This window comes from Amycolatopsis sp. NPDC051716, from assembly GCF_040681595.1.
Classification (GTDB): domain Bacteria; phylum Actinomycetota; class Actinomycetes; order Mycobacteriales; family Pseudonocardiaceae; genus Amycolatopsis.
Window position 1 is genome coordinate 1 of sequence record NZ_JBFAZA010000035.1, and the last position, 14,288, is coordinate 14,288.

Genomic DNA, 14,288 nt, shown 5'->3' on the forward strand with positions numbered 1-14,288 from the left:
GAACCCCAAGCCGTTCGTGTGGACCAAGACCGCCGAAGAGATCATCGACTCACTCGCACGATATTGCCGACGAATTTCAGGTGCGGGTCACTAGTACTCCTTGAGCAGGCCGCGCCGGGCCAGCTCCGGCCGGACGCCGTCGCCGAACCAGTACGCCTCCTCCAGGTGCGGGTAGCCCGACAGCACGAACTCGCTCACCCCGACGCTGTGGTACTCCTCGATCAGGTCCGCGACCTCCTCGTGGCTGCCGACCAGCGCGGTCCCCGCACCGCCGCGCACGAGGCCGACGCCCGCCCACAGGTTCGGGTGGATCTCCAGCCCGCGGACGCCGCCGTCGGTCCGGCCGCCGTGCAGCGCCACCATCCGCTGCTGGCCCACCGACTCGCTCGCGGCCAGCTGCGCCTGCGCCTTCGCGACCTGCTCCGGGCTCAGCGCGTCGAGCAGCTTCTGCGCCTCCGCCCAGGCCTCGGCCGAGGTGTCGCGCGAGATCGTGTGCAGCCGGACGCCGAACCGGATCGGCCGGTCGCCGGCCAGCTCGCGGACCTTGCCGATCTTCTCGGCGACCTGCGCGGGCGGTTCGCCCCAGGTCAGGTAGACGTCGGCGTGCCGCGCCGCGACCGGCAGCGCGGCCGGGGACGAGCCGCCGAAGTAGATCGGCGGCACCGGGTCCGGCGCGGCCAGCGTGGTCGCGCCTTCGACGCGCAGGTGCTCGCCTTCGAAGCTGAACGGCTCGCCGGACCAGACCCCGCGCACGATGGTCAGGAATTCGTCCGTCCGCGCGTACCGGGCGTCGTGGTCGTGCCAGTCGCCGAAGCGGCGCTGCTCGACCGCGTCGCCGCCGGTGACGATGTTGAGCAGCACCCGGCCGCCCGACAGGCGCTGGAACGTCCCGGCCATCTGTGCGGCGAGCGTCGGTGAGATGACGCCCGGGCGGAACGCGACCAGGAACTTCAGCCGGGTGGTCTCCCGGATCAGCGCGGCCGTGGTGAGCCAGGCGTCCTCGCACCACGTGCCGGTCGGCGTCAGCACGCCCTCGAAACCCTGCCGCTCGGCGGCGCGGGCGACCTGGGCCAGGTAGTCCAGGTCCGGGTCGCGCTGGGCGGCCGGGCCCGCGGCCCGGTTGGCGTGGAAGCGTTCCACGATCGTGCGGCCGTCCCCGCTGGTGGGCAGGAACCAGTGCAGCCTGATGCTCATCCGTTGCTCCTCGCCTGGTCCAGGTCGGGACCGAACCGCCGGTCGGCGAAGGCGGCGAAGTCCACCTTGCCCGGCAAAGTCTTCTCGTCGGTGAAGGCGTCCGCGAGCTGCTGTTCGGACGCCACCACGGAGTCGTCCAGCGCGATCGGCAGGTCACGGCCCGCTTCGACGGCCTTCCGCGCGACTTCGAGCTTCAGCCCGGTCTCCTCGGCCCACGCCTGCGCCCACTCTTCGCGGTGCGTGTCGGCCCACTTCTGTGCCTTGACCACGCGCACCGCGAAGTCGCGCAGCGCCGAGTTCTTGCCGGGGTCGCCGAGCGCGGCCGTGCTCGCGGCCAGGAAGCCCAGGCCGTTCGACGCGCCGCGGCCGTCCGCCAGCACCCGCGCGTGGGCCTCGATCTGCGCCTGCGCGGTGTAGGGGTCCCAGATCGCCCAGGCGTCGATCGTGTGCTGGGTGAACGCGGCGTACGCCTCGGCCGGCTGCAGGAAGGTCAGCTTCACGTCCTGGGTGGACAAACCGTTGCGGTGCAGCGTGTTCAGCAGCTGCCCGTGCGCCGACGAGCCCTTGGCGACGCCGATCGTCCTGCCCTTCAGCGAAGCGACGTCCCGCAGCGGCGAGTCCGGCGGCACGAGCACGGCTTCCCGCTCGACGTTGCTGCGCGACACGCTGACCACCTTGATCTTCGCCTTCGCGGCGGCCGCGAAGATCGGCGGCGTGTTGCCGACGCGCCCGGTGTCGATGGCGCCGGCCGAGGCGGCCTCGAGCAGCGGCGGGCCCGAGGTGAAGGTCGCCCATTCGATCTTGTACGGCGTCCCCTGCAGCAGGTTCGCCGCGGTGAGCAGGGATTTCACGCCACCCTTCTGGTCGCCCACCTTGAGCGTCACCTTCGCCAGATCGGCCGCGCTCACCGCGGCCGGCACCGGAGCTTCGCCGCCGGTCGCCGTCCCGCACGCGGACACGGCGAGAGCCGCCGCAACGGCCAGTATTCCCTTACGCCACAGCATCTTCGGTCACTCCCAGGTCGGCCAGCACGCGGCGGCGGAGGTCGTCGTGATCGGCGGTTTCGCGCGGCCGGTGCGCGGCCACGATCCGGCCGCCGTCGAGCACCAGGACGCGGTCGGCGAGCCGCAGCGCCTCGTCGACGTCGTGGGTCACCAGCAGCACGCCCGGCCGGTGCCGCCGCCAGAGGTCCTGGACCAGGCCGTGCATGGAGATCCGGGTGAGCGCGTCCAGGGCACCGAACGGCTCGTCGAGCAGCAGCAGATCGGGTTCGCGCACCAGCGCGCGGGCGAGGGACACGCGCTGGGCCTCGCCGCCGGACAGCGTGAGCGGCCAGTCGTCGGCGTGCTCGGCCAGGTGCACTTCGGCCAGGGCTTTCTCGGCCAGGGTCCGGTTGCGGGACTTCGCGACACCGTCCTGGCGCAGGCCGAGGACGACGTTGCGCCAGACCTTCCGCCACGGCAGCAGTCTCGGCTGCTGGAACGCGACCGAGACGGTCCCGGTGACTTCCACGCCGCCTTCGACGGCATCGTCGAGCCCGGCGAGCACCCGCAGGAGCGTCGACTTGCCGGACCCGCTGCGGCCGAGCAGGGCGACGAATTCGCCGCGCTCGACGGTCAGGTCGAGTCCCTTGAGGACGGTCCGGTCGCCGAACCGCTTGGTGAGGCCGTGGACCTCGGCTACCGGGTTCGCCACCGCAGCACCTTCCGTTCGAGCAGCCGGACCAGCGCGTCGGTGACCAGGCCGAGCAGGGCGTAGAGGACCAGCCCGACGACCACGACGTCGGTGCGCAGGAATTCCCGCGCGTTGTTGATGAGGTAGCCGACCCCGGCGTCGGCGTTGACCGTCTCGCCGACGATCAGCGCGAGCCAGGCGAGGCCGAGCGACTGCCGCAGCCCGACGAGCGCTTGCGGCAGCGCGCCGGGCAGGACGACGTGCCAGAGCCGTTCCGCGCGGCTGAACCCGAGCGCCCGGGAGGCTTCGACGAGGTCCGGGTCGGCGCCGCGGATTCCCGAGTGGACGTTGAGGTAGAGCGGGAAGGCCACGCCGAGAGCGACGAGCACGATCTTCGTCTCTTCGCCGATGCCGAACCACAGGATGAACAGCGGGATCAGGCCGAGGAACGGCAGGGTGCGCAGCATCTGCACCGGCGGGTCGACCAGGGCTTCGCCCCAGCGCGACAGCCCGGAGACGATGCCGAGCAGGACACCGGCGACCGCGCCGAGCGCGAACCCGGCGCCGACCCGGCCGAGCGAAACGGCGAAGGCGGCACCGAGTTCGCCGCTGCGCGCGGCCTCGACGCCCGCCTGCACGACCGTCCACGGTGCACTGAGCTTGTCGGGCGGCAGGACGCCGGTGGCGCTGGCGATCTGCCAGGCGGCGAGCAGCACCACCGGGCTGATCCAGCGCCGGAGATCGGGCCGCCGCACGGCGGCGCGCGGCGGCTCGGCGGCGCGTTTCCGGGCGCGGGTGAGCACGCCCGTGGTGGAAATCGACACGGATTTCTCCCGGGGACGGGGATGATCGGGATTGCGTGGTCCCGACCTTCCGGTCCCCGGGAAGCGAAGTCAATCGGCGCCCACTCCGTGAACACCTGGTGTTTCACCCCGTGGAACGCCCTTGTTTCAGCCGCCGAACATGACCTTCCATTCGTCGAGCGACCGCGGCCGGTAGACGAAGTTGGTGCGCTTGACTTCGGACAGCGCGGCCGACGGCTCCGCCGAGTACTGGTGGCCGGGGTGCACCACCGGGTCGCCGGGCAGCCCGGCGAGCGCCTGCAGGCTGCGGTAGATCTCTTCGGCGTCACCGCCCGGGAAGTCGGTGCGGCCACAGCCTTCCAGGAAGAGCGTGTCCCCGGAAACGAGCTTGTCCTCGACCAGGAAGCACTGGCTTCCCGGCGTGTGCCCGGGCGTGTGCAGCAGCCGGATGGGAATGGCCCCGACCTCGAGGACGTCGTCGTGGTCGTGCGCGCGCAGGTCGGTGCCGGACACGCCGGTGACCCGCCGCACCCACTCGGTCTCGGCCGCGTTGACGTGGATCGGCACCTGTTCGATCGCGAGGAGCTCGGCGATCCCGGGCAGGGAGAAGCCGAGCATTTCGCCGCCGACATGGTCGGGGTGGTGGTGGGTCGCCAGCACGCCGGTGAGCCGCATCCCGTCCTGCGCCAGGACGTCGAGCAGGTCCCGCACCGCGTAGGCGGGATCGACGATGACGGCGTCCCCGGTTTCGCGGTCCCCGATCAGGTAGGCGAAGTTCGCCATCTGCGTCGCGACGGGATCACCGACGGCGAAGTCCCGCCCGGCGAGCAGCTGCCGGAAGTAGAGCCGATCTGCCATGGGCCCACCCTACGGGGTGGTCCACTCGTGGGCGCTTCCCTGGTGGAGCGCCGCGTAGGCCCGGTCTCTCAGGACGTTCGCCTCGGCGTCGGACAGTGTCGTGGCCAGGGGTCTGAGCACCAGGCGGACCAGAAGGTTCTTCTGGTCCGCGCGGGCGCCCAGGCGGGTGGGAGCAGGGCGTACGGCGTCTCCTGCCGGATCTCGACCGCCTCGACGACGCCGGCGTCTTCGCCGAGGGCGTCGCGGACGCGGTCGCCGAGGTCCTCGGCGCGATCGTGGGCGTCGACGGCGATCGAGAGGTCGCGGCGCACCGGCGGCAGGGCGGAGACCGGGCGGTAGGGCGCGAGGTCGGTCATCTGGGCGGCGACCGCCGGGTCGGTTTCGCGCAGCAGCCGGATGTCCGGGATGCCCTTCCGCAGCATCAGCATCCGGTCGAGGCCCAGGCCGAGAGCGAGCCCGGACCAGCCGTCCCCGAGCCCGGCGCCTGCCAGGACGGCGGGGTGCACCCGCCCGCACTCGGCGACTTCCACCCATGCACCCTCGTGTCCGACGTCCAGCTGCGCACCGTCCACTGTGTACGGATGCCGGCGGGGTTCGAGTCTCACGTCGCGGTCCGGGACGAGGGCGCCGGCCATCTCCTCGAGGTCGGCGCGGGTGGTGGGGCCGCGGGTGATCCGCCACAGGTCGAGCTGGTGGGGCGTGCCGCTGTGCAGCCGGTCGATGCTGTCCCGGCGGTAGACGACGCCCGCGCAGACGAGCAGCACGTCGTCGGCGGGGTTCGCGGCCAGGGACCGCAGCGCGGCGGGGATCATCGCGGAGGAATGGCTGCGCAGGACGTGCCGGTCGTCTACGTACCGGGTGTAGCGGGCGTCGCGCGTGACGTCGGCGGGGTGGTAGCCGAGGTGGTCGTAGTTGTCGGCGACGGTGACGATGCGCTCGCCCGGGTGCCGCCGGACAGCACAGGACCAGAGCGCGGCGACGGCCTCGACGGCTTGCTCGACGACGAGCTGGATGGCGTGCGGCCCGGCGGCCGGATCGGTGAGATCACGGACGGCGAGGTCGCGGGCGAGCTGGGCGGGGGTGAGTGTTTCGGGCATGACGGAACCTCCGGGGTGAACGGGACGGCTGGGGGCGGTTCCCCCCTGGCCCCGGACACCCGGCGAGGTCGGTTCAGGCGGTGCCGGCTCAGGCAGTGTCGGCTGCGGCCATGGCCCCGGAACCCCGCAGGCACCCGGAAGGGGCCAGGGGGCCGGTAAATCGGCGGTACTCCGCGACGACGGCCACGAATCCAGGGTAGCGGCGCTTGTCACCCGGTTTTCCCGGCGGAAGCCCGCCTCCCACTCCGGACTGCGCTGCGCCGCTCTTGGCTGGACCGCATCGGTTCTCCTGGAGCCGGCTGGGAAGTCGGCCACCGGCTGCCCGAGCCGAGCCAGTCCGAGACGAGACCCCGGGCCGCGCCCAGCCGAACCAACCCAGCCGCACCAGGCTGGTCAGCCGGGCCAGGTGAGCCAGGCCGGGCCGAATCGGCCCAAGGCACCCCAGGCCAAGCCAACCGGGCAAGGCAAGCCGGGCCGGGCCGGGCCGAGACACCCCGGGCCAAGCCAGGCGAGCCGGGTCGAACCGGCCCGACCCCCAGGCACCCCAAGCCAAGCCATCCGGGCCAGCCAGCCCGACCGGGCCGGGCCGAGTCGAGCCGAGCCGAGCCAGGCCGAGCCGAGCCGGGCCAGGCCGAGCCGGACCGAGCCGAGCCAGGCCAAGCCAGGCCAAGCCAGGCCGAGCCGAGCCAGGCCGAGCCAGGCCAGGCCGAGCCGGGCCAGGCCGAGCCGGGCCGAGCCGGGCCGAGCCGGGGCACCCCAGGTCGAGCCAACCGGGCCAACCGGGCCAGCAGCCCAGCCGGGCCGAGCAGAACCCGCCCGAGCCGAGACACCCTCGGCCAAGCCAGGCCGAGCTCAGCCAGGCCACGCCAGGGCGAGCCGAGCAGGCCGAGCGACCCGAGCGAAGGCTGGTCAGGTCAGGCAAGCCGGCAACCGGCAACCCGCACCGAAACCCGGCCCGCCGTCTCCTTCCTCCCCCACCACCGCCTGCTCACCTCTCCGTCACTCACCCACCTCCCCGTCCGCCAGCTCGCGCAGCACATCCAGATGCCCCACATGCCGTGCCGTCTCCTGCACCACGTGGGCCAGCACCCATCGCACCGTGAACTCCGATCGCCGGCGCGTCCGGTCGTCCGGGGCCAGTCCGCGCAGGGCCTTCTCCACCCGGGCCCACTCCGCCTTGTACGCCGCCACCACCGATGCCGGGGTGTCCTCCGGACCGATGTCCCAGCTCGGGTCCGGGCTCCCCGCCCACAGGGACGGCAGATCCGCTCCGCCCGCCTCGATCGCCAGCCACCAGCGCTCCACCGCCGTCAGGTGCTTCACCACGCCCAGTGCGCTCATCCGCGGCGATGCGGGCAGTGGCGCCGCCGTGGCCTGCGGCACCGTCAGCCCCGCCAGCTTGTTCACCGCCGTCGCGCGCAGGAACTGCAGGAAGTCCAGCGACAGGCGCAGCTCGTCGGCCGCCACCGGGGCGGGCCAGTGGCGGTGCGTCTTCGAACTCGTGTTCGACATGGCCGCACCGTACCTCAGTGGACCGACAAAATAGAGTGACCCGCATGTGGTGGGGACTGCTCTGCGCCTTGGGCGCGGCATGCGCGTACGGCGTGGCTTCGGTGATGCAGTCGGTCGCCGCCCGGGCCACGGACACCGGTGCCGACGGGGTCGACCCGAAACTGCTGGTCCGCGTGCTCGGCCAGGGGAAGTTCGTGCTCGGTCTCTCCCTCGACGTCCTCGGGTTCGTCGCGCAGATCGTGGCCCTCCACGTCCTGCCGCTGTTCGTCGTGCAGGCCGCGCTCGCCGCGAGCCTCGCCGTGACCGCCGTCTGCGCGCGGTTCCTCGGCGTGCGGCTCGGCCGCCGCGAATGGGTGGCCGTCGGCGTCGTGTGCGCCGGCCTCGCCCTGCTCGGCGCCGCCGCCGAAAGCGAAGGCTCGGACCCGGTCGGGCTCGGCTTCCGGTTGACGCTGATCGGTGCGGTCGCCGTCCTCGCCGCGGCCGGGATCGTCGCGGGCAAGGCGAACCGCCGGATCCGGACGCCGGCGCTCGGGCTCGTCGCCGGGCTGTGCTTCGGCGTCGTCGCGATCGCCGGCCGGATCATCCCCAGCCTCGCGCCGCTCGACCTGCTCACCGACCCCGCGACCTACACCGTCGCGGTCGCCGGCGGGCTGGCGATGCTCTTCTACGCGACGGCGTTGCAGCGCGGGAGCGTGACCACCTCGACCGCGATGATGGTGCTCGGCGAGACGGTGTTCCCGTCATTGGTCGGCGTGCTGGCGCTCGGCGACCGCACCCGGCCCGGCTTCGCGCTGGTCGCCGTCGCCGGGTTCGCCCTCGCCGTGGTGGCCGCGCTCGCGCTGGCCCGGTTCGGCGAACCGGCGACCGAACCGCGGACTGAGACGAAGCCGACCGTGCTCCCGTAACTTCTTTACTTAGACTAGCCTTACCTATCCCAGCTCTGGAGAGGGAGGCGCGGGTGAGCACGACGGGACGGCAGGTCCTCCGCCGGTCGATCGCCGGGCAACGACGATCGGTGGCGCTCGCGGCGCTGCTGACCGCGGGCCACCAAGGCGGCGAAGCGCTGGTCCCGGTGGTGATCGGCGTGGTGATCGACCAGGCCGTCGCGGGCGGCTCGGTGGGCACACTCCTGTTCTGGCTGGCGGTGTTGGGCGTGCTCTTCGCCGCGCTGTCGACCAGCTACCGCCTCGGGGCCCGCTTCGGCGAGCGCGCCGCCGAACGCGCGGCCCACGACCTCCGCCTCGATGTCGGACGCCGGGTGCTGCACCCCGGCGGCGTGGCCGGTTCCGGCACCCTCGCCGGCGAACTGGTGAGCATCGGGACGTCGGACGCCAAACGCGTCGGCACGGTCAACGGCGTCCTGCCCTTCGGCGTCGCCGGGCTGGCCGGGCTGCTGGTCAGCGCCGTCGTGCTGCTCACCATGTCGCTGCCGCTCGGCCTGCTCGTGCTGCTCGGCACGCCGCCGATGCTGTACCTGGCGCACCTGATCGGAAAGCCCCTGGAACGCCGGAGCGAGGCCGAGCAGGAGCGGTCGGCGTTCGCCTCCGGCGTCGCCACCGACCTCGTCGCCGGGCTGCGCGTGCTCAAGGGGGTCGGCGCCGAACGCGCCGCCGTCGCCCGCTACCGGCGGACCAGCCAGGACTCCCTGCGGGCGACGCTGCGCGCGGCCCGCGCCCAGGCCTGGCACAACGGCGCCCTGCTGGCGCTCACCGGGATCTTCATCGCCGTCGTCGCCCTCGTCGGCGGCAACCTCGCCGCGGCCGGCGACATCAGCGTCGGCGACCTGGTCGCCGCGGTCGGGCTCGCGCAGTACCTGATCACGCCGTTCAGCATCTTCTCGTGGGTCAACGGCGAGCTGGCGCAGGGCCGGGCGTCGGCCGCGCGGATCGCCGAAGTGCTGAACGCCGCCCACGCCGTCGGCGCTGGGGACGCGGCACTGCCGGTTCCGGTGGCCGGGCACGTCAAGCTGTCCGCGCTGAACCGCGGCGCCTTGCGCGACGTCGGTTTCGAAGCACGCCCGGGCGAGCTGCTGGGCGTGGTGGCCACCGACCCGGCCGCGGCGACCGACCTCCTGGACTGCCTGGGCCGCGCCGCCGATCCGGCGGGCGGCTCGGTGTCGGTCGACTCGGTCGATCTGTCCACAGTGGATCCCAGCCGGGTCCGCGAGGTGGTGCTGGTCGCGGCGCACGACGCGGACCTGTTCGCCGGGACGGTCGCCGAGAACGTGGCCACCGGGCCGAAGACCGCCGAAGCGATGACCGCGGCCGCCGTCGACGAGGTGGCGAGCGCGCTGCCCGACGGCGTCGCGACCGCCGTCACCGAACGCGGCCGGTCGCTCTCGGGTGGGCAGCGGCAGCGGGTCGCGCTCGCCCGGGCGCTCGCCGCCGACGCGCCGGTGCTGGTGCTGCACGACCCGACGACCGCCGTCGACACGGTCACCGAGGCGCGGATCGCCGCCGGGCTCGCCGAACTGCGGCGCGGCCGCACCACGATCCTCGTGACCACCAGCCCGGCGCTGCTGGCCGCCACCGACCGCGTCGTGCTGCTCGACGACGGGCGGGTCGCGGGCGAAGGCCGGCACGCCGAGCTGGCCGGCCGTCCCGACTACCGAGCGGCGGTGCTGTCTTGACCCGCGAACTCCTCCCCGTGGCCGACGGCCGCCGGATCCGCGCCGTCCTCGGGGAGCTCGCCGGCCGGGCGAAAGGCCGGGCGGCGGCCGCGTTCACGATGCTCGTCGCGGCCACCGCGATCGGCCTGCTGACCGCGCCACTGCTCGGCCGGGTCGTCGACCTGGTCGCCACGCGCCGCCCGGCCACCGAGCTGGTCACGCCGATCGCGGGCCTGGTGCTCGTCGCGGTGGCGCAGGCGGTGGCGACCGCGATCGGCGTGTCGCTGGTGGCGCGGCTGGGCGAGACGATCCTGGCCGAGCTGCGCGAACGCTTCGTCGAACGCGCGCTGGGCCTGCCGCTCGAGCAGCTCGAGCGCGCCGGGTCCGGCGACCTCACCGCCCGCGTGACGAACGACGTCTCGGTGGTCGCCGAGGGCGTCCGGCAGGCGCTGCCCGAGCTGGGGCGGTCGGTGCTGACGGTCGTACTGACGCTCGGCGCGCTGGCCGTCCTGGACTGGCGGTTCCTGCTGGCGGCACTGCTGGCCGTGCCGATCCAGCTGTGGACCGTGCGCTGGTACGTGCCGCGCGCGAAGCCGTTGTACGCGGCCCAGCGCGAGGCGGTCGGCGCGCAACAGCAGCAGCTGCTGGACACCATCGGCGGCGCGAAGACGGTCCGCGCGTTCCGGCTGGCGGACACGCATCTCGAGCGCGTGCGGGACCGGTCCGACGCGGCCGTCTCGCTGGCGTTGCGGGGAATCCGCTTGGTGACGCGGTTCTACGCGCGGCTCAACCTGGCCGAGTTCGTCGGGCTGTCGGCGGTGCTGGCACTCGGGTTCCTGCTGGTGGGCGCGAACGCGGTGACGGTCGGTGTCGCGACGGCGGCGGCGTTGTACTTCCACAGCCTGTTCGGGCCGATCACGACGGCGCTCGCGCTGGTCGACGACGCCCAGGCGGCCGCGGCCAGCCTCGCGCGGCTGATCGGCGTCGCCGACCTGCCGGCCGAGCCGTCGCCCGCGCAGCCGGCACGGCCGGTGGACGCGTCGGTGAAGACGGCGGGCATCGGATACTCCTATGTGGACGGTCATCCGGTGCTGCGGGACGTCGACCTCGGTGTCGCACCCGGCGAACGGGTGGCGCTGGTCGGCGCGAGCGGGGCCGGGAAGACGACGCTGGCCAAGCTGATCGCCGGTATCCACCGCCCGGACACCGGCTCGGTGACCCTCGGCGGGGTGTCGCTGGCCGAGCTGGGGCCGGAGGCCACGCGCCGGGCGGTGGGGCTGATCAGCCAGGAGGTCCACGTCTTCGCGGGCCCGCTGGCCGAGGACCTGCGGCTCGCCCGCCCGTCGGCGACCGACGCCGAGTTGCGGGCCGCGCTGGCCAAGGTGGGCGCGCTGACCTGGGTTTCGTCGCTTCCCTCCGGGCTGGCCACCGTGGTCGGCGAAGGCGGGCACCAGCTGACGGTGACGCAGGCGCAGCAGCTGGCCCTGGTCCGGCTGGTGCTGGCCGACCCGCCGATCGCGATCCTCGACGAAGCCACGGCCGAGGCGGGCAGCGCGGGATCGAAGGTCCTGGAAACGGCGGCCGCGGCGGCCTTGGAGGGTCGCACGGCCCTGGTGGTCGCCCACCGCCTGACCCAGGCGGCGGCGTCCGACCGGATCGTGGTCCTCGACGCGGGTGCGGTCGTGGAGTCCGGAACCCACGAAGACCTGGTCGCCGCCGGTGGTCAGTACGCGAAGCTGTGGGAAGCCTGGTCCGGCCAGCGCGCTTGACGCCGGTGCCGGCCGATCCCGGCCGGCACCGTGGTCGAACAGGTCAGGCGACGGCGAGGCTCCACTTCTGCCAATTCGCCAGGGAAGTGCGCTCGTAAGTCGTGATGTCGTTGGTGCGCGGCGTGAGGTAGTTGCCGCCGGCGACGTTGCGCACCCGGACCGTGCCGATCAGGTCCGGCTCGATCCGCCACTGCTGCGCCGGGTCGTTCGAAGCGCAGGCACTCACCAGATCGACGCGTGGCAGTCCGGACGCTCCGGTGCGCAGGCAAGTGCCGGACGCGAGGTTGCGCAGCTGAACCACGCCGTCGCCCAGCTCGACCCGCTGGAACTTCTGTTCCACCGCAGCGGTGCAGGCCGGCAACTGCACGGCGGTGCCACTGGCGGCGGCGCACTTGTGCTCCGACACGCTCTTGAGCTGGACGACCTGGCCGCTGGTATCGGCCGGCGGAGCCGGCGCGTCACCGGTGACGCTGACCTGCCACCGCTGGTGGTCCCGGCCGTTCGCGTCCTGCAGGAACACGCCGAAGTTGTCGTACAGGTACGTATCGGCCACCTGGCCCGTCTTGGCTTTCGTCAGCTTCTCGCCGCCGAGCACCCAGTACTGATCCTCGTTCTCGTCGTCGCATTCGAAGCGGACGAGGTTGTTGAGGCCCTCCACACAGGTTCGGTCGCCGAGGTTGCGGAGCATCACCTTGTCGCCGTCCACGCGGATCCGCTCCCACTGCTGGGTTTCCGCGCCGGTGCAGTCCGCTACGGTCACCCAGGCATAGGTCGGCGCCCCGACGGCAAGACATTTGCCCAAGGCGACATTCTTGATTTCGATCGTCTGATTGGTTTCCGCCATCGCGGGAGCCGTGACTCCCATTCCCATTGTCACTGCTGCCGCGATGACGGCGAAGATGCGAGATGCGATTTTCACCCGGCGGACGATACCGATCCTGCAAGACAGGGGGACACCGAATTAATGGTGCCGGGGCTGAATGGAGGACACGCCGGAAGCCGACCGGCTTCCGGCGTGCCGTGCGGGAGGTGGTCAGGCGTCCATGGCGTCGGCCAGGGACTTGGGACGCATGTCCGTCCAGTTCGCTTCCACGTGGTCCAGGCACGCCTGGCGGGACGACGGGCCGAAGGTGACCGTCCAGCCGGCCGGGACGTCGGTGGACTCCGGCCACAGGCTGTGCTGGTTCTCGGCGTTCACCAGGACCAAGTACGTGCCGTCGGGGTCTTCGAACGGGTTGGTCATCGCGGGCCTCCTCAGGCGGTGATGTCCGTGCGGGCGCCCTTGACCAGCGCGGTCAGCTTCTGGATGACCGGCGTGGCGAGCAGGTGGTTGAAGCGCGGCTCGGCCGACCAGTCGCCGAGCTGGTTCGCCTTGACCGCGGGCAGCTGGTTCCAGGTCGGGAACTGCGTCATCTGGGCACGCGGCAGGGCGTACGAGCGCGAGTCGGTCAGGATCAGGTCCGCCGGGTACTTGCCCGCCTGCTCCCAGGACAGCTGCTCCCAGTAGTCCTCGCTGCCGCCGCCGGAGACGATGTCCAGGCCGAGTTCGCGGTAGTACGCGAGGTCGGCGAAGAAGTCCGGCTTCGCGATGTACAGGCCGTCCTTGTCGCCGTACAGCACCAGGACCTTGAGCCCGGCCTTCTCCTTCGCCGCCGCACGCAGGTCCTCCGACGCCTTCTCGAAGTCGGCCTTGGCCTTCTGCATGGTGTCCGAGTTCGCGTCGCCACCCAGCGCGACGGCCAGCTGCGCGTAGCGCTCGATCACCTTGGGCAGCGTGACCTTGTATTCCGAGAGCGCGACGATCGGGGCGATCTGCTGCACCTTGGGGCCGAGGTCGTCGGTGAGCACCCACATGTCCGTCGGCTTGGTGCCGGTCAGGCCGGTGACGACCAGGTCCGGCTTGAGCGCGGCGAACTTCTCCATGCTGAAGTCGTCCCAGGCGTTGCCGATCGAGGTGACGGCGTTCAGGTCGATGTTGCCGGCCTGGATCTCCTTGCCGCCGGCGGCCGTCTTCTGCGGGCCGAACACGCCGGCCGGGCGGACGCCGTAGTCCCAGAGCGCCGCGGCCGAGCTGGCGTAGGCCACCACCCGCGCCGGACGCTGGTCACGCGAAGCCTTCTGACCGCGGTCGTCGGTGAACTCCCACGGGCCGGAAGAGCCGGCCGCCGGCTTGCCGCCGCTGCCGCACGCGGTGAGGGCCGCGGCGGCCGCAACGCCGCCCGCCCCGATCAGGAAACCACGCCGGCTGAGCCCGGCAGCTTGGAACACGGACATGACTCCCTCTCGCAGAGCTTTAGGATAGGCACACCTTATTTAGGGCAGCCTCTCAAAAGCAACTGTCCGGACCGCGCTGTGTCAACGCCCACGGCCGGACAGCTGCGCGGAAGCACCGGGCACCGGCTCGGCCGGGTCGTGTCCCAGGTGGACCTGCCGGTTGTCCGCGTCCACGTGCACCACCCGCGGCCGGTGCCCGGCGCGCTCGGCTTCCGCGACCTGGGCGTAGGTGATGATGATGACGAGGTCACCGGGGTGCACGAGGTGCGCGGCCGCACCGTTGACGCCGATCACGCCGGAGCCCGGTTCGCCGGTGATGGCGTAGGTCTCCAGCCGGGCGCCGTTGGTGATGTCGACGACCTGGACGCGTTCGCCCTCGACGATGTCCGCGGCGGCCATCAGGTCCGCGTCGATGGTCAGCGAGCCGACGTAGTGCAGGTCGGCCTGGGTGACGGTGGCGCGGTGGATCTTGGCGTTCATCAGGGTGCGGTGCACGTCT

General features: G+C 72.5%; 14 protein-coding genes. 3 read left to right on the plus strand and 11 right to left on the minus strand.

Annotation, left to right across the window (positions count from 1 at the left end):
* Positions 1–90 precede the first annotated feature (90 nt).
* The 7 genes from AB0M30_RS36265 to AB0M30_RS36295 form a co-directional block, all read right to left on the minus strand.
* Positions 91–1,194: an LLM class flavin-dependent oxidoreductase gene (locus tag AB0M30_RS36265; RefSeq protein ID WP_364593583.1), complete on the minus strand. Its 1,104-nt coding sequence runs from the start codon at positions 1,192–1,194 to the stop codon at positions 91–93.
* Entirely contained in the window at positions 1,191–2,198 is a 1,008-nt protein-coding gene (locus AB0M30_RS36270; RefSeq protein ID WP_364593586.1) for an ABC transporter substrate-binding protein, read from the minus strand. The genes AB0M30_RS36265 and AB0M30_RS36270 overlap by 4 nt, the downstream gene beginning before the upstream one ends.
* The gene (locus AB0M30_RS36275) at positions 2,185–2,889 is read right to left on the minus strand and encodes an ABC transporter ATP-binding protein (protein WP_364593589.1); all 705 of its coding nucleotides are present in this window, start codon (positions 2,887–2,889) and stop codon (positions 2,185–2,187) included. Before AB0M30_RS36275 ends, AB0M30_RS36270 begins: the two co-directional genes overlap by 14 nt.
* Entirely contained in the window at positions 2,874–3,692 is an 819-nt protein-coding gene (locus tag AB0M30_RS36280; RefSeq protein ID WP_364593592.1) for an ABC transporter permease, read from the minus strand. The genes AB0M30_RS36275 and AB0M30_RS36280 overlap by 16 nt, the downstream gene beginning before the upstream one ends.
* Before the next feature lie 126 nt (positions 3,693–3,818).
* On the minus strand, positions 3,819–4,529 hold the full coding sequence (locus AB0M30_RS36285; RefSeq protein WP_364593595.1) for an MBL fold metallo-hydrolase: 711 nt from the start codon (positions 4,527–4,529) through the stop codon (positions 3,819–3,821).
* A 68-nt stretch (positions 4,530–4,597) separates the two neighbouring features.
* Entirely contained in the window at positions 4,598–5,626 is a 1,029-nt protein-coding gene (locus AB0M30_RS36290) for a hypothetical protein (RefSeq protein WP_364593597.1), read from the minus strand.
* Positions 5,627–6,625: 999 nt separating this feature from the next.
* On the minus strand, positions 6,626–7,138 hold the full coding sequence (locus AB0M30_RS36295) for a DinB family protein (RefSeq protein WP_364593600.1): 513 nt from the start codon (positions 7,136–7,138) through the stop codon (positions 6,626–6,628).
* A 44-nt stretch (positions 7,139–7,182) separates the two neighbouring features.
* On the opposite strand from AB0M30_RS36295, the gene AB0M30_RS36300 reads away from it, so the two are divergent.
* The 3 genes from AB0M30_RS36300 to AB0M30_RS36310 are packed head-to-tail and all read left to right on the plus strand — an operon-like array spanning position 7,183 to position 11,515.
* A complete protein-coding gene (locus AB0M30_RS36300; RefSeq protein ID WP_364593603.1) occupies positions 7,183–8,043 on the plus strand; it encodes a hypothetical protein in 861 nt (286 codons plus the stop codon).
* A gap of 53 nt (positions 8,044–8,096) precedes the next feature.
* On the plus strand, positions 8,097–9,767 hold the full coding sequence (locus tag AB0M30_RS36305; RefSeq protein ID WP_364593606.1) for an ABC transporter ATP-binding protein: 1,671 nt from the start codon (positions 8,097–8,099) through the stop codon (positions 9,765–9,767).
* Positions 9,764–11,515, plus strand: coding sequence for an ABC transporter ATP-binding protein (locus tag AB0M30_RS36310; protein ID WP_364593609.1), 1,752 nt, complete (start codon positions 9,764–9,766; stop codon positions 11,513–11,515). Before AB0M30_RS36305 ends, AB0M30_RS36310 begins: the two co-directional genes overlap by 4 nt.
* A 43-nt stretch (positions 11,516–11,558) precedes the next feature.
* Here AB0M30_RS36310 and AB0M30_RS36315 read toward each other — a convergent pair whose 3' ends face one another.
* From AB0M30_RS36315 to panD, 4 genes are all read right to left on the minus strand, one after another.
* Complete coding sequence (locus tag AB0M30_RS36315) at positions 11,559–12,434, minus strand: RICIN domain-containing protein (RefSeq protein ID WP_364593612.1); 876 nt, start codon at positions 12,432–12,434, stop codon at positions 11,559–11,561.
* A gap of 114 nt (positions 12,435–12,548) precedes the next feature.
* Complete coding sequence (locus tag AB0M30_RS36320; RefSeq protein ID WP_103342543.1) at positions 12,549–12,758, minus strand: MbtH family protein; 210 nt, start codon at positions 12,756–12,758, stop codon at positions 12,549–12,551.
* Positions 12,759–12,769: 11 nt separating this feature from the next.
* A complete protein-coding gene (locus AB0M30_RS36325; protein WP_364593616.1) occupies positions 12,770–13,789 on the minus strand; it encodes an ABC transporter substrate-binding protein in 1,020 nt (339 codons plus the stop codon).
* A gap of 81 nt (positions 13,790–13,870) precedes the next feature.
* Positions 13,871–14,284, minus strand: coding sequence for an aspartate 1-decarboxylase (panD, locus tag AB0M30_RS36330; protein WP_364593619.1), 414 nt, complete (start codon positions 14,282–14,284; stop codon positions 13,871–13,873).
* Between the last annotated feature and the right edge of the window lie 4 nt (positions 14,285–14,288).